General features: G+C 59.7%; 20 protein-coding genes and 1 pseudogene. 9 read left to right on the top strand and 12 right to left on the bottom strand.

Annotation, left to right across the window (positions count from 1 at the left end; translation table 11 throughout):
• Positions 1-98: 98 nt before the first annotated feature.
• From ACZZ0A_RS03750 to ACZZ0A_RS03740, 3 genes are read right to left on the bottom strand one after another with little or no spacing between them, the layout of a single operon-like run.
• Positions 99-641 (bottom strand): DUF2937 family protein, encoded by a 543-nt coding sequence (locus tag ACZZ0A_RS03750; RefSeq protein WP_007911321.1) that lies wholly within the window; start codon positions 639-641, stop codon positions 99-101.
• A gap of 13 nt (positions 642-654) precedes the next feature.
• Positions 655-1,431: a class II glutamine amidotransferase gene (locus ACZZ0A_RS03745; RefSeq protein WP_007911322.1), complete on the bottom strand. Its 777-nt coding sequence runs from the start codon at positions 1,429-1,431 to the stop codon at positions 655-657.
• A gap of 15 nt (positions 1,432-1,446) precedes the next feature.
• Positions 1,447-1,944, bottom strand: coding sequence for a hypothetical protein (locus tag ACZZ0A_RS03740; protein ID WP_007911323.1), 498 nt, complete (start codon positions 1,942-1,944; stop codon positions 1,447-1,449).
• 225 nt (positions 1,945-2,169) lie between these two features.
• Here ACZZ0A_RS03740 and ACZZ0A_RS03735 point away from each other — a divergent pair, with 225 nt between their 5' ends.
• Both ACZZ0A_RS03735 and ACZZ0A_RS03730 read left to right on the top strand, forming a co-directional pair.
• Positions 2,170-4,224 carry a S9 family peptidase gene (locus ACZZ0A_RS03735; RefSeq protein ID WP_463542534.1) on the top strand — a complete coding sequence of 685 codons (2,055 nt, stop codon included), beginning with the start codon at positions 2,170-2,172 and terminating at the stop codon, positions 4,222-4,224.
• Positions 4,225-4,422: 198 nt separating this feature from the next.
• Positions 4,423-4,896, top strand: coding sequence for a cyclic nucleotide-binding domain-containing protein (locus tag ACZZ0A_RS03730; protein WP_007911332.1), 474 nt, complete (start codon positions 4,423-4,425; stop codon positions 4,894-4,896).
• Here the strand turns inward: ACZZ0A_RS03730 and ACZZ0A_RS03725 are convergent.
• Positions 4,893-5,177, bottom strand: a complete 285-nt coding sequence (locus ACZZ0A_RS03725; RefSeq protein ID WP_095113762.1) for a hypothetical protein — start codon at positions 5,175-5,177, stop codon at positions 4,893-4,895. The genes ACZZ0A_RS03730 and ACZZ0A_RS03725 overlap by 4 nt on opposite strands.
• An 80-nt stretch (positions 5,178-5,257) precedes the next feature.
• Between ACZZ0A_RS03725 and ACZZ0A_RS03720 the strand changes: the two genes are divergently transcribed.
• The 4 genes and pseudogenes from ACZZ0A_RS03720 to ACZZ0A_RS03705 all read left to right on the top strand — a co-directional run bounded on the left by ACZZ0A_RS03720 (position 5,258) and on the right by ACZZ0A_RS03705 (position 7,498).
• On the top strand, positions 5,258-5,944 hold the full coding sequence (locus ACZZ0A_RS03720; RefSeq protein WP_414893534.1) for a spermidine synthase: 687 nt from the start codon (positions 5,258-5,260) through the stop codon (positions 5,942-5,944).
• A gap of 48 nt (positions 5,945-5,992) precedes the next feature.
• Positions 5,993-6,358, top strand: a pseudogene (locus ACZZ0A_RS03715) (YajD family HNH nuclease); the annotation flags it as partial.
• A 210-nt stretch (positions 6,359-6,568) separates the two neighbouring features.
• Positions 6,569-7,039 carry an RNA methyltransferase gene (locus tag ACZZ0A_RS03710; RefSeq protein ID WP_007911337.1) on the top strand — a complete coding sequence of 157 codons (471 nt, stop codon included), beginning with the start codon at positions 6,569-6,571 and terminating at the stop codon, positions 7,037-7,039.
• 81 nt (positions 7,040-7,120) lie between these two features.
• Complete coding sequence (locus ACZZ0A_RS03705; RefSeq protein ID WP_007911338.1) at positions 7,121-7,498, top strand: YgaP family membrane protein; 378 nt, start codon at positions 7,121-7,123, stop codon at positions 7,496-7,498.
• A 96-nt stretch (positions 7,499-7,594) separates the two neighbouring features.
• Here ACZZ0A_RS03705 and ACZZ0A_RS03700 read toward each other — a convergent pair whose 3' ends face one another.
• Positions 7,595-8,824: a hypothetical protein gene (locus ACZZ0A_RS03700; RefSeq protein WP_463542533.1), complete on the bottom strand. Its 1,230-nt coding sequence runs from the start codon at positions 8,822-8,824 to the stop codon at positions 7,595-7,597.
• Positions 8,825-8,858: 34 nt separating this feature from the next.
• On the bottom strand, positions 8,859-9,308 hold the full coding sequence (locus ACZZ0A_RS03695) for a YcgN family cysteine cluster protein (protein ID WP_007911343.1): 450 nt from the start codon (positions 9,306-9,308) through the stop codon (positions 8,859-8,861).
• A 279-nt stretch (positions 9,309-9,587) separates the two neighbouring features.
• On the opposite strand from ACZZ0A_RS03695, the gene ACZZ0A_RS03690 reads away from it, so the two are divergent.
• On the top strand, positions 9,588-10,181 hold the full coding sequence (locus ACZZ0A_RS03690; protein WP_463542532.1) for a nitroreductase family protein: 594 nt from the start codon (positions 9,588-9,590) through the stop codon (positions 10,179-10,181).
• 132 nt (positions 10,182-10,313) lie between these two features.
• Here ACZZ0A_RS03690 and ACZZ0A_RS03685 read toward each other — a convergent pair whose 3' ends face one another.
• The 4 genes from ACZZ0A_RS03685 to ACZZ0A_RS03670 all read right to left on the bottom strand — a co-directional run bounded on the left by ACZZ0A_RS03685 (position 10,314) and on the right by ACZZ0A_RS03670 (position 14,587).
• A complete protein-coding gene (locus tag ACZZ0A_RS03685; protein ID WP_007911347.1) occupies positions 10,314-11,246 on the bottom strand; it encodes a D-2-hydroxyacid dehydrogenase in 933 nt (310 codons plus the stop codon).
• A 104-nt stretch (positions 11,247-11,350) separates the two neighbouring features.
• The gene (locus tag ACZZ0A_RS03680) at positions 11,351-11,644 is read right to left on the bottom strand and encodes a YcgL domain-containing protein (protein WP_007911350.1); all 294 of its coding nucleotides are present in this window, start codon (positions 11,642-11,644) and stop codon (positions 11,351-11,353) included.
• Complete coding sequence (gene rnd, locus ACZZ0A_RS03675; RefSeq protein WP_463542531.1) at positions 11,641-12,774, bottom strand: ribonuclease D; 1,134 nt, start codon at positions 12,772-12,774, stop codon at positions 11,641-11,643. The genes ACZZ0A_RS03680 and rnd overlap by 4 nt, the downstream gene beginning before the upstream one ends.
• A 163-nt stretch (positions 12,775-12,937) precedes the next feature.
• Positions 12,938-14,587, bottom strand: a complete 1,650-nt coding sequence (locus ACZZ0A_RS03670) for a phosphoethanolamine transferase (protein ID WP_463542530.1) — start codon at positions 14,585-14,587, stop codon at positions 12,938-12,940.
• Between the two features lie 405 nt (positions 14,588-14,992).
• Here ACZZ0A_RS03670 and ACZZ0A_RS03665 point away from each other — a divergent pair, with 405 nt between their 5' ends.
• Both ACZZ0A_RS03665 and ACZZ0A_RS03660 read left to right on the top strand, forming a co-directional pair.
• Positions 14,993-16,186 (top strand): cyanate transporter, encoded by a 1,194-nt coding sequence (locus tag ACZZ0A_RS03665; RefSeq protein ID WP_463542529.1) that lies wholly within the window; start codon positions 14,993-14,995, stop codon positions 16,184-16,186.
• A gap of 176 nt (positions 16,187-16,362) precedes the next feature.
• Entirely contained in the window at positions 16,363-17,298 is a 936-nt protein-coding gene (locus tag ACZZ0A_RS03660) for a LysR family transcriptional regulator (RefSeq protein WP_007911368.1), read from the top strand.
• 3 nt (positions 17,299-17,301) lie between these two features.
• On the opposite strand, the gene ACZZ0A_RS03655 is transcribed toward ACZZ0A_RS03660, so the two are convergent.
• On the bottom strand, positions 17,302-17,667 hold the full coding sequence (locus tag ACZZ0A_RS03655) for a 5-carboxymethyl-2-hydroxymuconate Delta-isomerase (RefSeq protein ID WP_093438263.1): 366 nt from the start codon (positions 17,665-17,667) through the stop codon (positions 17,302-17,304).
• A 165-nt stretch (positions 17,668-17,832) separates the two neighbouring features.
• Positions 17,833-18,753 (bottom strand): LysR substrate-binding domain-containing protein, encoded by a 921-nt coding sequence (locus ACZZ0A_RS03650; protein ID WP_007911372.1) that lies wholly within the window; start codon positions 18,751-18,753, stop codon positions 17,833-17,835.
• Between the last annotated feature and the right edge of the window lie 6 nt (positions 18,754-18,759).

The following is an 18,759-nucleotide window of genomic DNA, read 5'->3' as shown; positions in this document are numbered from 1 at the left end:
CTCCGCGTGGGAATGCAGCCCGGGACGCTCCGCGTCCCTCGAAAGCCGAACGCGGAGCGTCGGTTGAGGCGTTCCCACGCAGAGCGTGGGAACGATCATCAGAGACCGCGCACATCGCGGTCTTCGATCGGCCGGCTCTGGCGCAGACGCCGGCCACCGAGTACGACCCAGTCGATCAAGCGGAACAGGCATTCAATGCCGAACGACAGCAGCAACGCGCCGCTCATGCCCCAGATCATCGCTTCCGGCGTCAGCAGGATCTGATAGCTGTAACCGTTCCAGGTTTCCTTGCGGATATCCGGATCCGCGGCCAACACCACTTGCAGGAAGCGGATGTACCACGGCCCTTGCATCGCCTGGAACTGCTTGTCCAGCGCGATCTGGCGGCTGAGCAAGGTGCTCAGGCTGTCAGCATCGCTGCGAAATACCGGGTCTTCACTGGCGCGATAATGCGCGACCAGCGCCTGCATATCACCCTTGAAGAACTGCTCGGCGGTGCCCTGAAAACCGCGCAAGCCAGTCTGCGCTTCGATCAGATGCGCCTCCACGCGTTTCGCGTAATCGTTGATGAAACCCGGCACCTGGACACCGATCAACAGGCCCGCCGCAAACAACACCAGCCGTACATAACTGAGCAACATCGGGGATAGATCCTTATTCGGTCTTGCCTTGGCTGACACATTCGCCGCGTCGCCACAGGCTCCATTGGCCCGGTTCGTAGCGGGTCCAGGTTTCGTTTTCGGTCAAAGGTTCGGTGGCAATCACCGTGACCACGTCGTTGGGCGTGGTTTCCGCCTGGAAATCGACGATAACGTCGACATCCTTCAGGCGCGCCGGGCCGAACGGGGCGCGACGGGTGATCTGTGCGAGTTTGGTCGAGCAATAGCAGAACAGCCAGTCGCCGTCGCTGAGCAGGCAGTTGAACACGCCTTTGCTGCGATATTCAGCGCACGCGGCGACCAGATCCGGCAACAGTTCTTCTATATCGACCGGTTCCGGGAATGCTGCACGCACGCGGTTGAGCAAATCGCAGAACGCCGCTTCGCTATCGGTATCGCCGACCGGGCGGTAGAAGCTTTTGATCGGGGTGAAATCGGCCAACTGGCCGTTGTGCGCGAAGCACCAGTTGCGTCCCCACAGTTCGCGGACGAACGGGTGGGTGTTGGACAGGCAGACCTTACCGACGTTGGCCTGGCGGATGTGGCCGATGACCACTTCGCTTTTGATTGGATAGCGCTGCACCAGATTGGCGACTTCCGACTCGCAACTCGCCGCCGGGTCCTGAAACAGACGCAAACCCCGGCCCTCATAGAAGGCAATGCCCCAGCCGTCGCGGTGCGGGCCGGTGCGACCGCCACGCTGCATCAGGCCGGTGAAGCTGAACACGATATCGGTCGGCACGTTGGCACTCATGCCCAGTAATTCACACATGTGCGGACTCTCGGGTTACAGGCGCGGCTCGACCCGCATGCGCTGCGGGTTGTTCGGCAAGGGTGGACGACCGTAGCGGTCATCACCGGCGCCGCCAAACGGTTGATCGTCATCGCGGTCATCGGCGCGGGCGGCAGCTTTCGCGGCTTCGGCCTGCTCGCGGCGCGCACGCGAAGCACGCTCGATCGGCAAGCGGATCAACACGAAAATCAGGTAGATGCCGAACGCGATCATGCTGTACATGAACAGATCGGAGATCGCCCGCCAGGCGTTGTTGCCGACCTTGAAGGCCAGGTCCAGCGCGGTGATGGCAATGGACGGCGCAACCTTGGCTTTCACCGGGTCGATGATGGTCGGGCTGAACAGCAACACCGCCATCAGCACACGCAGCGGTTCGCGCAACCAGCGCCACATCCAGGTGGTCAGGCGCATCCATACCAACAGGCAGCCCACAGCGGCAAAGGCGTAGAGGCCCCAGGCGATCAGATAGTCGTTCTCGGTCATGGTGTCCATGGCAAGGCAGGCAAAGAGGCGCTTATAGTAACGACTTTTCGCCCGTGCGGCTTGTCCCAATAGACATGCGACCTGTGGGAGCGAGCCTGCTCGCGAATACGGACTGTCAGTTGAAACATTGTTGTCTGACCCACCGCTTTCGCGAACAAGCTCGCTCCCACAGGGGCCTGCGACGGTTTCAAAAGCTGCGAAAACCCCATTCCGTAATTTGTCCGAGAGCCTTCCATGCCCCAATCCGCCAACGTCATCAGTGCTCCGATTGCCCACAAGGCGCCCGGTGCCGACCCGTATGCCTGGCTGCAGGAGCGCGACACCGACGCGGTGCTCGATTACCTCAAGGCCGAAAACGCCTGGCAGGAAACGCAAACCGCCGATCAGGCCGAGCTGCGTGAAACCCTGTTCGAAGAGATCAAGAGCCGAATCCTCGAAACCGACCTGTCCCTGCCCTCACCTTGGGGCCCGTATCTGTATTACACGCGCACTACGGCGGGCGACGAATACGCCCGGCACTACCGTTGCCCGCGACCGGCGGACGATAGCCTGACCCTCGATGAAAACCGCGAACAACTGCTGCTCGACCCGAATGTGCTGGCCAACGGCGGGTTCTTCTCACTCGGTGCGTTCAGCATCAGCCCCGATCACCAGCGTCTGGCCTACAGTGTCGACGCCTCGGGCGATGAGATTTACACGCTGTTCGTCAAGGAACTGGCCAACGACAAAGTCAGCGAACTGGAATTCGAAGACTGCGACGGCAGCATGACTTGGGCCAACGACAGCCTGACCCTGTTTTTCGGCGTGCTCGACGACACCCATCGTCCACACAAGTTGTTCCGCTATCGCCTCGATGGCACTGCTGCCGAAGAAGTTTTTCACGAGGCAGACGGGCGTTTCTTCCTGCATTGCTACCGTTCCAGCTCCGAGCAGCAACTGCTGCTCTCGCTGGGCAGCAAGACCACCAGTGAAGTCTGGGCGCTGGATGCCAATCAACCGCACCTGCCGTTTAATTGCCTGGCCCCGCGTGTCGAAGACCATGAATACGATGTCGATCACGGCCTGCTCGATGGCGTGTGGACGTGGTTTATCCGCACCAACCGCGACGGCATCAACTATGCCTTGTATCAGGCGCCGGACACCGGCATCGCGCCGACCGAAGCCGAGTGGCAAAACCTGATCCCCCACAGCGATACGGTGATGCTCGATGGCGTCAGCCTCAACACCGAGGCCATGACCCTGAGCCTGCGCGAGGGTGGCCTGCCGATCATCGAAGTTCACCCACACGGTCTGACGCCTTATCGCGTGCAATTGCCGGACGCGGCCTACAGCCTCTATGTGCAAAACAGCCTGGAGTTCGAGAGCGACCGTATTCGTCTGCGCTACGAGGCGTTGAACCGCCCGGCACAAGTTCGCCAACTGATCCTCGCCAACGGCGAACAAACGGTGTTGAAAGAAACCCCGGTGCTCGGCCCGTTCGACGCCGATGCCTACGTTAGCCAACGCCTGTGGGCGACGGCGCCGGACGGTACGCAAGTGCCGATCAGCGTGGTGATGAAGCGCGAAATGGTCGGCAAAGCGGTGCCGCTTTATCTCTATGGCTATGGCGCTTACGGTTCGAGCCTTGATCCGTGGTTCTCCCATGCGCGCCTGAGCCTTCTGGATCGTGGCATGGCCTTCGCCATCGCCCACGTGCGTGGCGGCGGCGAGTTGGGCGAAGCCTGGTATCGCGCCGGCAAGCAGGAGCACAAGCACAACACCTTCAGCGACTTCATTGCCTGCGCCGAGTTTCTGATCCTCAACGGCATTACCACAGCGGACAAATTGGCAATCAGTGGCGGCAGCGCGGGTGGTTTGCTCATCGGTGCCGTGCTCAACCAGCGTCCGGATCTGTTCGGCGTGGCGATTGCTGAAGTGCCGTTCGTCGACGTGCTCAATACCATGCTCGACCCGGAACTGCCGCTGACCGTCACTGAGTACGACGAGTGGGGCAATCCCGAGGAGCCGGAAGTCTACGAGCGGATCAAGGCTTACGCGCCCTACGAAAACGTCAGCGCGCAGGATTATCCGGCGACGCTGGTAATCGCCGGCTACAACGACAGTCGCGTGCAGTACTGGGAAGCGGCCAAGTGGGTGGCGAAACTGCGCGCGACCAAGACCGACGACAACGTCCTGCTGCTGAAGACTGAACTGGGCGCCGGGCACGGCGGGATGAGCGGGCGCTATCAGGGATTACGTGACGTAGCACTCGAATACGCATTTGTTTTCAAGGTTTTGGGCCTGGCCTGAGGAACTCCGACGGTCACTTGGGTCTTAATTGCAGACCCAAGAGGCCGATACCCCACAGATCCCTGTAGGAGCTGCCGAAGGCTGCGATCTTTTGATTTTGATTTTTTCAAAGGCAAGATCAACAGATCGCAGCCTTCGGCAGCTCCTACCAGGGACGTGTGAAGCCTGAAACAGTGAAAACAAAAAGACCGTGACGACATGTCAGAACCGACCTTCCTGAACAACGAAATCCGCGACTGGCTGATGGACTGCGGCCTGTTCGATCAATTGCAGCTGGCCGACTTTGCGGCCGCTTCCGGCTACTTCAGCATCAGCACCGTGGCTGAGGGCGAGGCGATTTTCCGTGAGGGCGATGCCGGCAGTTTCATGTGCATCATTCACACCGGTCAGGTCGCCGTGCAGAAAACCGGGCCCGATGGCCAGGTCATCACCATGGCCACCCTGCGCAGCGGTAGGGCGTTCGGTGAAATGGCCGTGCTCGATGGAGAGCGACGTTCGGCCACCTGCATTGCCGCGAGCAACTGCCAGTTGCTGAACCTCGGCAAGGATTCGCTGGAAAAAATGCTCAACGACGCGCCGAAGATCGCCGCGAAGATCATCCGCGCCCTCGCTGTTTCCCTGTCGAAACGCCTGCGCATGGCCGACGGCCAACTGGCGGCGCAACAGGTTTAACCGCCGGGAGATTTTGCCTTGCTGCCGCTCGGTTCAATGCCCGGCACCGGTTGATCCTTGCTCGGTGGGCTGGGCATTTCGATCGGCACCAGCGGCGGACTGCCACTGCCGGCACCGGACTTGGGAATGTTGATCGGCGTGATCTGCGGATACGGCGTCGGCGTTGCGGTACCGGGCGAGCCGGGTTGCGGCGCCGGGCTGACCGGAATGGTCTGTTGCGCCTGCACTGCAGTAATCGAGAGCGCGGCCAGGGCAATGACCGTTAGAATGGTGCGCTTCATCAAGGGCTCCGTTTGGCCTCTAGTCTGCGCTCAGGCTACTCCCAACGGGCCTGCTTGCCTTCCCCCTTGTAGAGATTTCCATGAAACGTTTCGTTCTGCTCGACACCACCCCGATCCCTGAAAGCGGCGGTGCCCTGTGCCTGTTCGAATATGGCGAGGATTTCGTCATCAAGATCCAGGGCGGCGACGGCGGGCAATTGATGAACACGCGCATGCACGGCTCTGAAGATGCCTTGGCCGAGATCCCTTGCCGCAAGGTCGCCGGGCGTCCGGATTCGCGGGTACTGATCGGCGGTCTGGGCATGGGTTTCACCCTCGCCTCCGCGCTCAAGCATCTGGGTAAAACTGCCCAAGTGGTGGTCGCGGAACTGGTGCCCGGCGTGGTCGAGTGGAACCGTGGCCCGCTCGGGGAAAAGTCCGGTCGTCCGCTGCTCGATCCGCGCACGGTGATCCGCCAGGAAGACGTGGCCAAGGTGCTGCAAAGCGAGCCGAACGGCTTCGACGCGATCATGCTCGACGTCGACAACGGCCCCGAAGGCCTGACGCAAAAGGCCAACAGTTGGCTGTACTCCGCCGCTGGTCTGAATGCCTGCGCCAAAGCCTTGCGCCCCAAAGGCGTGCTCGCCGTATGGTCGGCCAGCGCCGACCGGCTGTTTTCCGACAAATTGAAGAAGGCCGGTTTCAAGGCCGAAGAAGTCCAGGTCTTCGCCCACGGCAACAAGGGCACGCGCCACACGATCTGGATTGCCGAGAAGCTCAAGGGCTGAGCTAAACTCTGCCCATAACCGTCATCAGTCTTTTACAAAGGTGAACCCATGAGTTCGTCCACCCCAACCAATACGTCGAAGCTGGATCGCATCCTCGCCGACAACCAGCGCGACAAGGAAATGGGCTACCGCGACAAAGCCCTGAAGATGTACCCGCACGTCTGTGGCCGCTGCACCCGTGAATTTTCCGGCAAGCGCCTGAGCGAACTGACCGTGCACCACCGCGACCACAACCACGACAACAACCCGCAGGACGGCTCGAACTGGGAGCTGCTCTGCCTGTACTGCCACGACAACGAACACTCGCGCTATACCGACCAGCAGTATTTCAGCGAAGGCTCGCTGAGCACGCCGAAGATTGCCAAGGCAACGCACAACCCGTTTGCCGCGTTGGCCGGGTTGATGAAGAAGAAGACTGATCTTCATTGCCTGAACTGGCCTCATCGCTGGCAAGCCAGCTCCCACAATGATTTTGATCGCTCACAAATTTTGTGAACACCCGAGATCCCTGTGGGAGCTGGCTTGCCAGCGATAGGGCCAGAGCAGACACCGCAGATCTCGAACCTGCCACCCCTGCCCCAATCCCCGTATAATCGCGCTCTTTTTCCCGAAGGCACCCCGCTCGTGGCAGACAAACGGTACAGCTGCATTGGTTTGTATAACCCCAAATCACCGGAGAACGTCGGTTCGGTGATGCGCGCCGCAGGCTGCTATGGCGTGGCGTCGGTGTTCTACACCGGCAAGCGTTATGAACGCGCCGCCGACTTCGTCACTGACACCAAACGCGTGCACTACGACATCCCGCTGATCGGCATCGACGATCTGAAAAAGATTCTCCCGCTCAACTGCGTGCCCGTCGCCGTGGAACTGGTCGAGGGCGCCCGCCCGCTGCCGGAATACACTCACCCGGATCGCGCCCTGTACATCTTCGGCCCCGAAGACGGCTCGCTGGATAAAGAGATTCGCGACTGGTGCGAAGACGTCGTGTACATCCCGACCACCGGCTGCATGAACCTCGCCGCGACGGTCAACGTCGTGCTCTATGACCGCATGGCCAAGGGCTTGAACACTCGCTCCGGGCCAAAATTCCGCTAAAACATCGCATATTCGATGGAACGAGCTGACCGCTCTGGCAGTCAGCTAATTTATCCATTACTCATTGCCTGGAGAAAGATCATGACCGAGCTCAAACGCGTCGAACGTATCGAATCCACCCCGTTCCAGAGCCGTTCCGAGCAGAACGTCGAAGGCTGGGAGCGCATCGGCTCGCTGGCTGGCGGCGTGATCATGGTCGGCAAAGGCCTGCGCCGCGGCGGGGTGTTCGGCTTGATTCAGGTGGCGATTGGCGGCGTGGCGATGGCGCGTGGGATTACCGGGCACAGTTCGGTGAAGAGCCTGATCGAGAAGAGTCGTCAGGACATGAACAATGTGCGCGCGAAGATCGAGCGGGCTGGGGAAGAGTTGAGCAAGCTGAAGGCGAATGCCGAGGCGGCGACCAGCACCGCTACGGTGACCGGCAATGATTCGGTGAAGTCGCCGAAAGCCGGGGTTTGATCGCTTAAAAAGCAAAAGATCGCAGCCTTCGGCAGCTTCTACAGGAAAAACGCATTCCAAAGGTAGGAGCTGCCGAAGGCTGCGATCTTTTGATCTTTACTGTAGCAACGCGGTATCAAGGACTTTGGAGGACTCACCGAGAACGCTCTCGGCCAGTTGCAAAAACTCCTTGGTACTCACCGTCCCCAAATGCATCGCCCCACGCAACACATCATCCAGCGAACGCTTGTTGCGCGTCTTCAAGCGAATCTCGCGATCCAGCTCCTGCAATACCACCACCGCCTTCGAAACCTGTGCCGGGCTGATCTGCTCGCCGCGCAAGGTCATGACTTTCTGGCTGTCCCTGGCCAGTTTCGCCTGCAAACTTTGATAACGCTCATCGCTCATGCCACCGGCGCGGCGCACCAGTTCAATGGCGTAATACTCGGCAAAACCCTCGCTGATCCAGTCGCTGCGCTGCTCGTCGTTGATCCGCCCGAACACCTGCGCCAGCTCACGCACCAGCGCGCTGCTGCCGCTTTCGCTGACCAGCGGCAACCGTGTGTTCACGTAGATGGATTCATGCGCACCGAGGCTGCCGCGCCACATCGGGTCGTTGGCGCCGACGATCAACAGTTTGGTCGGATGGCGCGGATAAACCGCCTGCACCTGCGGCCAGACGAACGTCAGCAACGTCATCACGTCCATCCTGCGCATGCCCTGCCCTTGCGGCGAGGCCACGGTGACTTCGGTTTCGCCCAAACGTGTGCGGCGGCTGCCGAGTTGGCCGGCGAGCATCCAGCCGGTCGGGCGGTCGAACAGGCGTGAAGGGTTGTCGATGCGGAATTTGTTTTTGCCGATGCGCGGCCAAGCGGTTTCGATGCTCTTCCAACCGTCGGGCAATTCGAATTGCAGACGCGCGACCAGTTCGGTGCCGTCCTGTTGATCAAGTTTGGCTGGCGGTACCAGTTCGTCGCCACGCATCAACGCCCAAGTCGGGGTCATGCGCGTATCGAAACTACCGTTCTTGCGGCCGTGGCTGATGCGCACGCGGTAGCTCAGGCTGGACTTTTCGCTGGCGGGACGCCAGACCCCGCGCGCCTGTTTACCCGGGCTCAGCAGCCACTGGCCGTCAGCCTTGAAGTCGCTGTAATGGCTGCCGTCGCCAAGATCGAAATCGAGACTGCGCACCGCCTCACCTTTGGCCAGGGTCAGACGCACCTCGGCCTGATCACTTTGTGGCAACAGGCGCACGTGATAATCCAGATCGACTTTCTTCGCCGCCCAGACCGGCGCACTCAGTGCCAGCAGCGCGATCATCAACGCCCGCTGCAATCCGACAGCCATACACACTCCCTGGTAAAGCTTGCGTGCGCAGGGATCAGCCTGCGCGGAAAATCAGATGATCTTCCCAGTCATCCTCCGGCACGCTGCCTTCAGCGAGCATGCGCCCGGATTGGGAGATCCGTTCATGGTGCACCGCATCGCGGTCACCGCACACCAAGTGGTGCCACAGCGGCAGATCCTTGCCTTCGCTGACCAGTCGATAACCACAGGTCGGCGGCAGCCATTTGAATTCTTCAGCCTGGCCCGGGGTGAGCTGGATGCAATCCGGGACAAACTTCAGGCGATTCGGATAATCGCTGCACTGACAGGTTTTCAGGTCCAGCAGTTTGCAGGCGATGCGCGTGTAGTAAACGCTGTTGTCTTCCTCATCCTCGAGCTTTTGCAGGCAGCACAGACCACAGCCGTCGCACAGCGATTCCCATTCCTGGTGATCCAGTTGATCGAGGGTTTTGCGTATCCAGAACGGTTCGACTTTGGCGACCATGGCTCAAGCATCAACATCAGGTGGTGAAAAGGCCGCCAGTCTAGTGCTCAAGGCCTTGCGGGCCAAGCGTTGGCGACTGCCGGTTATGCGGGACTTGTCAGTTTTTGTGGCGGCGCGTAGCTTTGCCAGTCGCAAGGAGCCTTGCCCGCAAGCCATTAACGCTCGACCGCGTTGCATTGTGGTGAACCCTCAGGCTCGGAAAACCCCATCGTTCAGCGCAACTGATCCCGCCGGGTTTTCATTCAAATCCCTGACTCAAACGTAGCAAGGAATCTCTCGATGAGTGCCAACCCTCGCGTTGCCGATTACGCCATTCACCCACAATTCACCGACCGCTGGTCGCCGCGCGCCTTTACCGGCGAAGCGATTCTAGAAGAAACCCTGCTGAGCTTCTTCGAAGCGGCACGCTGGGCGCCCTCGGCGTACAACTCGCAACCTTGGCGTTTTCTGTACGCGCGTCGCGATACGCCAAACTGGGAGCGTTATCTGGGCCTGTTGAATGAGTTCAACCGTAGCTGGGCGCAGCATGCGTCGGCGCTGGTGATCGTGATTTCGAAAACCACGTTCACTGCACCGGGCGCCAGCGAAGAAACTCCAGCGTTGTGGCACACCTTCGACACCGGTTCGGCGTGGGGTCATCTGGCGCTGCAAGCGAGCCTCAGCGGCTGGCACACCCACGGCATGGCCGGGTTCGATCAGGAGCTGACGCGCAAGGAGCTGAACATTCCTGAAGGTTATGCACTGCACGCAGCGGTGGCCGTTGGCAAACTCGGTGACAAGGCAACGCTGGCTGAATACCTGCAGGCCCGTGAAGAGCCGAGCCCGCGTCGCCCGCTGAGCGAACTGGCGGCGGAAGGCGACTTCACCCTCTAAGCCACAGCGCAAATGATCGTTCCCACGCTCCGCGTGGGAACGACTCAAGGGACGCTCCGCGTTCCAATGGGACGCGGAGCGTCCCCGGCTGCATTCCCACGCGGAGCGTGGGAACGATCTGAAGCAAGGAGATCAGTAGCCGCGGTTGAAATCCACTTCCCCGCGCAACGCCTCACCCGCCTGATACGCCTTCAGGTTCTCGACAAACAGCTGCACCATCAACGCCGGTGACGTCGGCGCCGAACTGTGCCCGGTCAGCAGCAAACCCCACGCGGTCCAGAACGGATGCCGCTGTGGCAATGGCTCCTGACGGCAAACGTCGATCACCGCCCCCGCCAGATGCCCTTCCTTCAGGGCTTCCACCAGATCCGCGTCAACCACCGCGACACCGCGCCCGGCGTTGATGAACAACCCGGTCGGCTTGAATTGCTTGAACAGCGCCGCGTCGTAAATATCGTGCGTGTGCTCGGTATTCGGCAGCAGATTGACCACGTAATCCACCTCGCCCACCAGCCGTGGCAGATCGGCCATCGAGCCGACTTCGACAAACGGCGCCTGCTCGCGGGCAGTGCTGGCGATGCCGTATAACTCGATGCCGAACGGCAGCAGGAACTGCGCCACGCTCTGGCCGATGTCACCGGTGCCGACGATCAGCACTTTGCGTCCGACCAGGCTCTGGCCGCTACGATTGTCCCACTTGCGTTCGACCTGGCTGACCAGGCGCGCCAGCACTTCGCGCTCATGGCCGAGGATATAGGTCAGCACGTACTCGGCCATCACCTGACCGAAAATCCCCACTGCACGGGTCAAGCGGTAATCACGGCGCAAACCGTCCGCGAGTAACGGCGTAATGCCGGCCCAGGTCGATTGCAGCCACTGTGGCTGGTGCCCTTGGCGCAGCAGGGTCGCCAATAGATCCGGTTGCCCAAGCCACACCGGGCAATCGGCCGCCTGCCGGGCCAGCTCGGCGGAGTCGCCGCTGGTCAGTACTTCAAGCTCGGGCGCTGCCTGACGCAGCAGCCGGGCGTATATCGCGTGGTCGTGTTCAGCAATCAGAACGCGCATCTTCAAACCTTTCGCAAACCGTGCAAACGGCCGCCGGATTCGGGCGGCCATCGCGGTAAAAACAGTTCCAGGGTAAACCGAGACTCAGAACAGAGCCTCGCAGATCAGACCGGGTCGTTGCGTCGCAACAACTCTTCGGGCAAGTGCTCGATGTACTCGTCCTCGGCCGGCGGCATCTGCAGGTGGTAGCCCTGCTTGTCGAGGTTCTCCAGGACCACGACGATGTCTTCGCTGGCCAGTTTGCGCTCGGGCGACAGCACCAGATCGAAGGAATGCTTCGGCTTGCCGAACGCCAGCATCAGCGCTTCCGGCACACGCTCAAGCGCATCGCTCTTGAGCACGTAAAGGTACATGCCGCTGCGCTTGGAGCTTTGGTAGATGGAACAAATACGTTTCAAGGCTGTTCTCCGGCGGTGGCCAGGCTGTCGAGCAGCTTCTGACCCATGAGTTCGCGGCGCCAGCCACGCAACGACTCAGGCAATTGGTAAGGACCCTCGGGATAACCGCTTTTGACCAGGGCTTCGAGGGTTTTCTTGCGCAGCATCAGTTCCGGGGCAATGCCCAGACGCTCGGCCTCCGCCTGACCCAATGCGCGCAGTTGTTTGATCAACGCAGCGGCTTCGATCGGCAATGGCTCCGCTACGGCCGGCGGCCATTGATCAGGCCCCACACTGCCAGAGCGCTTGATCAGATCAAGCAGAAATTGGCCGTCCTGACGCACGGTACGCGGGTGCATGTCTTCGATCTTGCCCAGGGCGGCGAGGTTGTCCGGTTGCGTGCGGGCCAGCGGCCACAGCGAATGCTCGCGGACAATGCGGTTGCGCGGCAGATCGCGGGCGCGGGCTTCGGTTTCCCGCCAGGCGCACAGTTCACGCAGTACGGCCAGTTGCGCACGCGAGAGTTTCCACGCCAGTTTGGCCTCGCGATAAACCTCGTAAGGATCGGTTTCGCGGCGCAGGTTGGCGACCAGTTCGGCACCGTCCTCCAGCACCCAGGCGAATTTGTCGTCAGACAGTTTCGGCCGCAGCTGTACGAAAACCTCCGCCAAGTGCACGGCGTCTTCGGCGGCGTAGCTGATTTGCGTGTCGGACAACGGACGCTGCAACCAATCGGAGCGAGTCTCGCCCTTCGGCAGTTCGATGCCGAGCACTTCCTGCACCAGCCGCGAATAGCCCATCGAGAAACCGAGGTTCAGGTAAGCCGCGGCCAGTTGTGTGTCGAACATCGGCGCCGGCAGGCTGCCGGTCAGGCGCAACAGCACTTCGAGGTCTTCGCTGCACGCATGCAGGACTTTGAGCACTGCCGGGTTTTCCAGCAGAGCGGCCAGCGGTTGCCAGGCATTGATGGTCAGCGGATCAATCAGGTAGGCGCGTTTGCCGTCGCCCACCTGCAGCAGGCCGGCAATCGGGTAGAAGGTGTCGACCCGCATGAATTCGGTGTCGAGGGCAACGAACGGCAGCTGCTGCCACTCGACGCAAAACTGCGCGAGGCTTTCGTTGTCGCGAATCCAGTGAATATCGATGGCCACACGGCTCTCCCTTGAAGAATGGCGCGCAGTATATATCGCCACCGGCGATTTACGCGCCTGTGAAGGGCAAGAGCTGTAACGAAATGTCCTGCCAGAGAGCAAGAATAGTCTGACAGTGGAAACAGACAGGCCCGACGCGTCAGCACGACGGAGCCGATTGGACTCATTCCTTGGCGAGCACGCCGTCGATCACCGCGCCACGGCAACCGGCAAACATGTCCAAATCCGACTGATAGACCTTGCTCTTGACCTCCAGCAGACCCAGCATCGAGTGGAACAGGTTGTCCTGGCTCAGCGGTTTATCGCGGCTCATCTGCAGGCAATGGGTGTCGACCGAATAAGCCTTCTGATAGTTATCGGAGAACCACGCCAGCATCGCGACATGCTTTTGTTGCTCCGGCGCCAGCATGTAAGGCGTACCGTGCAGGAACAGATTGTATTCACCAAGCGACTCACCGTGGTCCGACAGGTACAACATGGCGGTATCGACTTTGTCCTGATTGCTGCGCAATACATCGATCAGGCTCGACAGCACATGGTCGGTATACACCAGCGTGTTGTCGTAACCGTTGACGATACTTTCGCGGCTGCAGTTATTCAGCGCGTTACTTTCACATACCGGGGTGAAGTGCTCGTATTCCTTCGGATAACGCTTGAAGTATTCCGGGCCATGGCTGCCCATTTGATGCAGAACCAGAACGGTGTCCTTGTCGAGATGATCGATAAAACTCTGCAGGCCTTGCAGGAGGATTTCGTCGCGGCACTCGCTGTTGGCGCACAGCGCCGGGTCTTTCAGGTTGCTGACATCTTGCAGGGTGACGCGATCGCAAGTGCCTTTGCAGCCGGACTGGTTGTCACGCCAGATCACGTCGATACCGGCACGCTTGAGCACGTCGAGCAGACCTTCTTCATTCTTCGCCTTGCTGGCGTCGTAATCCTTGCGACCCATGTTGGAGAACATGCACGGCACCGAAACAGCCGTTTCCGTGCCGCAGGAATGTACATCGGTGAAGGCAATCAACCCGGCTTCCTTATCGAGTTGCGGTGTTGTATCGCGGTTGTAGCCGAGAATGCCGAAGTTCTCCGCACGGGCGCTCTCACCCACAACCAGCACGGTCAGGGATTTGCGCGGCTGGAGTTTCAGATCGGGATTACGCTGGGCGTCTTCGCCGATCTTGACGAACGGTTGCTGCGCCGAAACCACTTGCTCACGCAGGTAACCAGCCGAAGCGCCAATGTAATTGCTGGGCACCAACATCAGGCGAATTTCGTGATGGTTGCGAAACAATGAAGACAAGCCCTGATAGTTGGCCAGGGCTACGCCGCCAATTACCGCGACCGAGGCGACACTGACAATAACTTTACTGAGCAACTCACGGTGCCAGCGACGATAATTAATCGGTAACTTCCACAACAAAAATGAAGGCAAGACACCGAGCAACAGAAGATAAGCAAACAACTTTAACGAGAGCAGATCTCGCACTTCCGTTGCATTGGTTTCGGCAAAGTTACGAAACATGCCGGCATCGATCATGACGCCATATTGACTCATGAAATAAGCCACGCCGGCGCTGACCAGGAATATCAGCGTCAACAGCGGTTTGAGCAGCGGACGAAAGGCCAGAAACGTCAGCACAATGTTAAATGCCGCGAGGATCATTACCCCGAACGCCACGCGCATGGCGATGCCCTTGCCATCGGCGCCGGTAATCTCGAACAGGTGTTGCCAAAGGACAACATTGCAGCCGATTAAAAGAAAGGCACTGGCAATCAACGTCACCCATTCCGGGCGCACGGCTTTTAACTTCAACATAGAAAGGGCAATTCCTGAAAAGAAGAGCCTCGGTCCATGAAAGAAATTTCAATTGTGAAAATTTCATTAACTAAGGCACGAGAAACTTTAAGCAGGCAAGCATCAATTTTTTGTGAAAAAGACGCCAACGAATAGTTGGCTTTTGGCAACGCGCTTAAACTTGCGAAGTATTTGAGAATGGTTCAGCTTTTATTCAGTAAACAATGCGGCCCCTGTAGGAGCTGCCGCAGGCTGCGATCTTTTGATCTTGATCTTTAAAGCCAGATCAAAAGATCGCAGCCTCGTTGCACTCGACAGCTCCTACAGGGATCGGTATTTGATTTTTAAAAAGGGCTGTGGATTTTCTGGTTTGCCCGAAGCAGACGGTTCCGCGCCTAATCGTCGGCCCCGCTCAAAGGTCTGATGATGGAAAACGTCCGCGCCACTGCTCGCCCCGCTGTCTGGCTGATGCTCGCGATCATGCTCGTCGCCCTCAATCTGCGTCCGTCGATGGCGGCGGTCGGCCCGTTACTGTCGGCCATTCGCGCTGACATCCCGCTGAGTTTCAGCGTCGCGTCACTGCTGACCATGCTGCCGGTGATGGCCATGGGGCTGGCGATGTTTTTCGGCATTGGCATCAGTCAGCGGCTGGGCGAGCAACGGACGGTTTTCCTGTCACTGCTGATCATTGGCCTGGCGACGCTGTCGCGGCTGTTTATCGAATCGGCAGCCGAACTGATCGTCAGCGCCGTGTTCGCCGGCCTCGGCATTGCGCTGATTCAGGCATTGATGCCGGCGCTGATCAAATCGCGCTTCGCCGACAACGTCGCTCTGTGCATGGGCTTGTATGTCACGTCGATCATGGGCGGCGCCGCCATTGCGGCCTCGTTCGCACCGCTGGTGATGGTGCAGACCGGGAGCTGGCGCAGCGGTTTGGCCATCTGGGCGATTCTGGCATTACTCGCGTTGCTGTTCTGGTGGTCGCAACGCAGCCAACTGTCATCCACGGTGATGGCGGCAACCAGGAAAGATTCGTTGTTTGCCCATTCCCGTGCCTGGTTATTGGCCATCTTCTTTGGTCTGGGGACGGCGTCCTACACCTGCGTGCTGGCCTGGCTCGCGCCGTACTACGTGGAAAAAGGTTGGAGCGAACAAAACGCCGGGCTGTTGTTAGGTTTTCTGACGGCCATGGAGGTGATTTCCGGCCTGGTGGTGCCCGCGATCGCCAATCGCAGCCGGGATCGGCGGGTGATGCTGATGGCGTTACTGATGCTGATCATCGCCGGGTTTTGCGGCCTGATCCTCAGCCCGCAACAGCTCAGCCTGCTGTGGCCCTGCCTGTTAGGGCTGGGCATTGGCGGTTTGTTTCCGATGAGCCTGATCGTCTCGCTCGATCACCTCGACAACCCGCAACGTGCCGGTGGGCTGACCGCATTCGTGCAGGGCATCGGTTACTTGATCGCCGGCCTTTCGCCGCTGCTGGCCGGAATGATCCGCGATTGGCTCGGGAGTTTCGAGTGGGCCTGGTGGTCGCTGACCGTTGTGATGGGAGTGATGCTGTTGATGGTGTGGCGCTTCGATCCCAGGCATTACGCCCGACACTTTCCCTCGTCGAGCTAAAGGCTTCTGGCCATCTTTCAGCGGTTTGAGTAGCGACGTCGTGTTACTAAAACTTTCTGTCCCACAACTGACTGTGAAACGTCCTACAGGGCTTTGTCCTGGCACCATCGTTCCGTTAGGATCGTTCGCACACGTTTGCGCGGATTCAGCGCAAGGAGCACAGCGAGACAGAACGGATGCTGAACAGTAACTTGCTTCGAAAGCTCGACATGCAGGATCTCATGGTGTTTATCGCTGTTTATGAGCAAAGCAGCGTTACCGATGTGTCAGAAACCCTGTTCGTCAGCCAGTCCACCGTCAGTTACTGTTTGAAAAAACTGCGCACCAGTTTCGAAGACGAACTGTTCATCAACACCCGCACCGGCATGCGTCCGACCTACAAGGCCAGCACCATGTATGGCCATGTGCAGAAGATCCTCGAAAGCATCAACCTGTGCCACGCCGGCGCCCCCACGTTCGACCCGACCCGGCAAGCCGTCACCTTCAACATCTGCGCGCCGGAATACTTCGAGCAACTGATTCTGCCGCGCCTGTTGAAACGTTTCGATTTCGATGACTTACCGGTGATGGTCAACATGCACAAGTTCGAGACCGACGTCCCGGCGGATGAACTGCGCGACGGCAGCCTTGATCTGGTGATCAGTTTCGGTCCCAATTTCCACCGCCATCACACTGACCTGAAATCACGGATGCTGCTGGAGGATGATCTGGTCTGCGTTTTCGACAAACGCGCCACGCCACTGGAACCGCGCCTGAGCCTGCAGGCCTTTACCGAACGTCGGCATGTGTTTCCGACGCCGTGGACATCGACCACCAACATGGTCGACGGCTGGCTCGCGCGGCAGGCGCAAAAACGCCAGATCGTCGCGCGCTCGAACAGCTACAGCGCGGCATTGAAAATGATCACCGGGACTGACTTCATCCTCACCCTGCCCCGCCGCATCCAGCGCTTGCTGACCAACGAAGCGGTGTTCAATCACTGTGAGGCACCGAACGGCTTGCCAGGCTTCACCCTCGACATGCAGTGGAGCCAGAGCGTTGATCAGGACAGCGCCAACCTGTGGTTGCGCGAGCAAGTGGTGAAGGTGTGCAGCGAACTCGAAGCGGCCTGAGTCCTACACGCCAATCGCGGTTTTGCTGTAGGACTCGCGATCCATGTCGACCAGCTCAACGCACAGCTGCACCTCGACACCGGCCGGCCATTCGCACAGGTCCTGCAAGACTGCCAACAGGCTTTCTGACAACTGCTTCTTGATCTGCGGCGAACGCCCGCTGAGCAGCGCCAGCTTCACATAGACGAAGGCGCGCTCGGCCATAGCGGTACCGACCTTGAAGGTCTCGACTTTTACCGCACGGCTCTTGATATCGAACTCCGCCGCGAACTGACCGGAGCCCACCAGGGTGTTGTTGAGCCGCATCAACGCGACGTCGGCGTTCAACTGCGGCAGGTTGGCGGTGTATTCCATGTGCAGGTGTGGCATTGCAGATCCCCGATGAGTTGGCAGAAAGGTCGTACATATAGCACATGTGGCTCATCACCAATCCCTGTAGGAGCTGTCGAGTGAAACGAGGCTGCGAACTTTTGATCTTGAGATTTGAAGATCAAAAGATCGCAGCGTGCCGCAGCTCCTACACGGTGTTGTGGCTCAGGATGGGGTCAGTGGTCGTTCGCTCATGAATTGCTCCAGCCGCGAACGCAACCAGCGTTCGGCCGGATCGCTGTCCACATGGCTGAGCCAGACCATCGACAAATCCAGCGTCGGCGTCTTGAACGGAAAGGGTTCCTTGAACAGCAGCCCCGAAGTGGCCATGGCCGCGGCGGTGTAATCCGGCAGGCTGGCAATCAGGTCGGTGCCGGCCAGCAGCGCCGGCAACGCACTGTATTGCGGCACCGACAGCACCACCTGACGCGTGCGCCCCAGCTCTGCCAGCCACTCATCGGCAAACCCACTGACGTTGGCCGTGTGCGAAACCAGCACGTGCGGCCGCGCGCAATATTCATCCAGCGTCAGCGGCGTATCGCTAGCGTCGGCGCGCAGGATGCTCGGCTGGATGTGCCGCAGCAATTTGCGTTTGGCATTGGCCGGCAGACCTCGGGTCTGGCTGATGCCGACCGTGATATCACCCGCCGCGAGCAGGTCGGGGATGCGCCAGTAATCAACGTGTTGCACCACAAACACCACGTTCGGCGCTTCCTGGCGCAGCGCACGCAACAGCGGCGGCAGCAGGCCGAACTCGACGTCATCGGAAAGGCCAATGCGGAAGGTCATGGTGCTGACGGCCGGGTCGAAATCGCGGGTCAGACTCAGCGCGACCGAAAGTGAATCCAGCGCCGGCTTGAGGTGGCGGAAAATATCTTCGGCACGGGCCGTCGGTTCCATGCGATGGCCGACGCGGATAAACAGCGGATCGTTGAGCATCGTGCGCAAACGATTGAGCGCCGAGCTGATGGTCGGCTGGCCAAGGAACAGCTTCTCGGCCGCCCGGGTCACGTTGCGTTCGAGCATCAAGGTCTCGAACACCACCATCAGGTTGATGTCGGCCTTGCGAAGTTCATTGCGGTTCATCCATTG

Source organism: Pseudomonas sp. AC242 (assembly GCF_979258655.1).
The sequence above is the reverse complement of the archived record's forward strand: the minus strand, read 5'-3'. Positions and strand labels throughout refer to the sequence as shown.

What these genes read in the sequence shown, in the direction of transcription:
- ACZZ0A_RS03725 (WP_095113762.1), bottom strand. Translation starts at nt 5,177, where the DNA reads ATGAAGCGCACCATTCTAACGGTCATTGCCCTGGCCGCGCTCTCGATT.
- ACZZ0A_RS03720 (WP_414893534.1), top strand. Translation starts at nt 5,258, where the DNA reads ATGAAACGTTTCGTTCTGCTCGACACCACCCCGATCCCTGAAAGCGGC.
- ACZZ0A_RS03740 (WP_007911323.1), bottom strand. Translation starts at nt 1,944, where the DNA reads ATGGACACCATGACCGAGAACGACTATCTGATCGCCTGGGGCCTCTAC.
- ACZZ0A_RS03655 (WP_093438263.1), bottom strand. Translation starts at nt 17,667, where the DNA reads ATGCCACACCTGCACATGGAATACACCGCCAACCTGCCGCAGTTGAAC.
- ACZZ0A_RS03650 (WP_007911372.1), bottom strand. Translation starts at nt 18,753, where the DNA reads ATGAACCGCAATGAACTTCGCAAGGCCGACATCAACCTGATGGTGGTG.
- ACZZ0A_RS03705 (WP_007911338.1), top strand. Translation starts at nt 7,121, where the DNA reads ATGACCGAGCTCAAACGCGTCGAACGTATCGAATCCACCCCGTTCCAG.
- ACZZ0A_RS03670 (WP_463542530.1), bottom strand. Translation starts at nt 14,587, where the DNA reads ATGTTGAAGTTAAAAGCCGTGCGCCCGGAATGGGTGACGTTGATTGCC.
- ACZZ0A_RS03695 (WP_007911343.1), bottom strand. Translation starts at nt 9,308, where the DNA reads ATGGTCGCCAAAGTCGAACCGTTCTGGATACGCAAAACCCTCGATCAA.
- ACZZ0A_RS03685 (WP_007911347.1), bottom strand. Translation starts at nt 11,246, where the DNA reads ATGCGCGTTCTGATTGCTGAACACGACCACGCGATATACGCCCGGCTG.
- ACZZ0A_RS03660 (WP_007911368.1), top strand. Translation starts at nt 16,363, where the DNA reads ATGCTGAACAGTAACTTGCTTCGAAAGCTCGACATGCAGGATCTCATG.
- ACZZ0A_RS03700 (WP_463542533.1), bottom strand. Translation starts at nt 8,824, where the DNA reads ATGGCTGTCGGATTGCAGCGGGCGTTGATGATCGCGCTGCTGGCACTG.
- ACZZ0A_RS03730 (WP_007911332.1), top strand. Translation starts at nt 4,423, where the DNA reads ATGTCAGAACCGACCTTCCTGAACAACGAAATCCGCGACTGGCTGATG.
- ACZZ0A_RS03690 (WP_463542532.1), top strand. Translation starts at nt 9,588, where the DNA reads ATGAGTGCCAACCCTCGCGTTGCCGATTACGCCATTCACCCACAATTC.
- ACZZ0A_RS03745 (WP_007911322.1), bottom strand. Translation starts at nt 1,431, where the DNA reads ATGTGTGAATTACTGGGCATGAGTGCCAACGTGCCGACCGATATCGTG.
- ACZZ0A_RS03665 (WP_463542529.1), top strand. Translation starts at nt 14,993, where the DNA reads ATGGAAAACGTCCGCGCCACTGCTCGCCCCGCTGTCTGGCTGATGCTC.
- ACZZ0A_RS03735 (WP_463542534.1), top strand. Translation starts at nt 2,170, where the DNA reads ATGCCCCAATCCGCCAACGTCATCAGTGCTCCGATTGCCCACAAGGCG.
- ACZZ0A_RS03750 (WP_007911321.1), bottom strand. Translation starts at nt 641, where the DNA reads ATGTTGCTCAGTTATGTACGGCTGGTGTTGTTTGCGGCGGGCCTGTTG.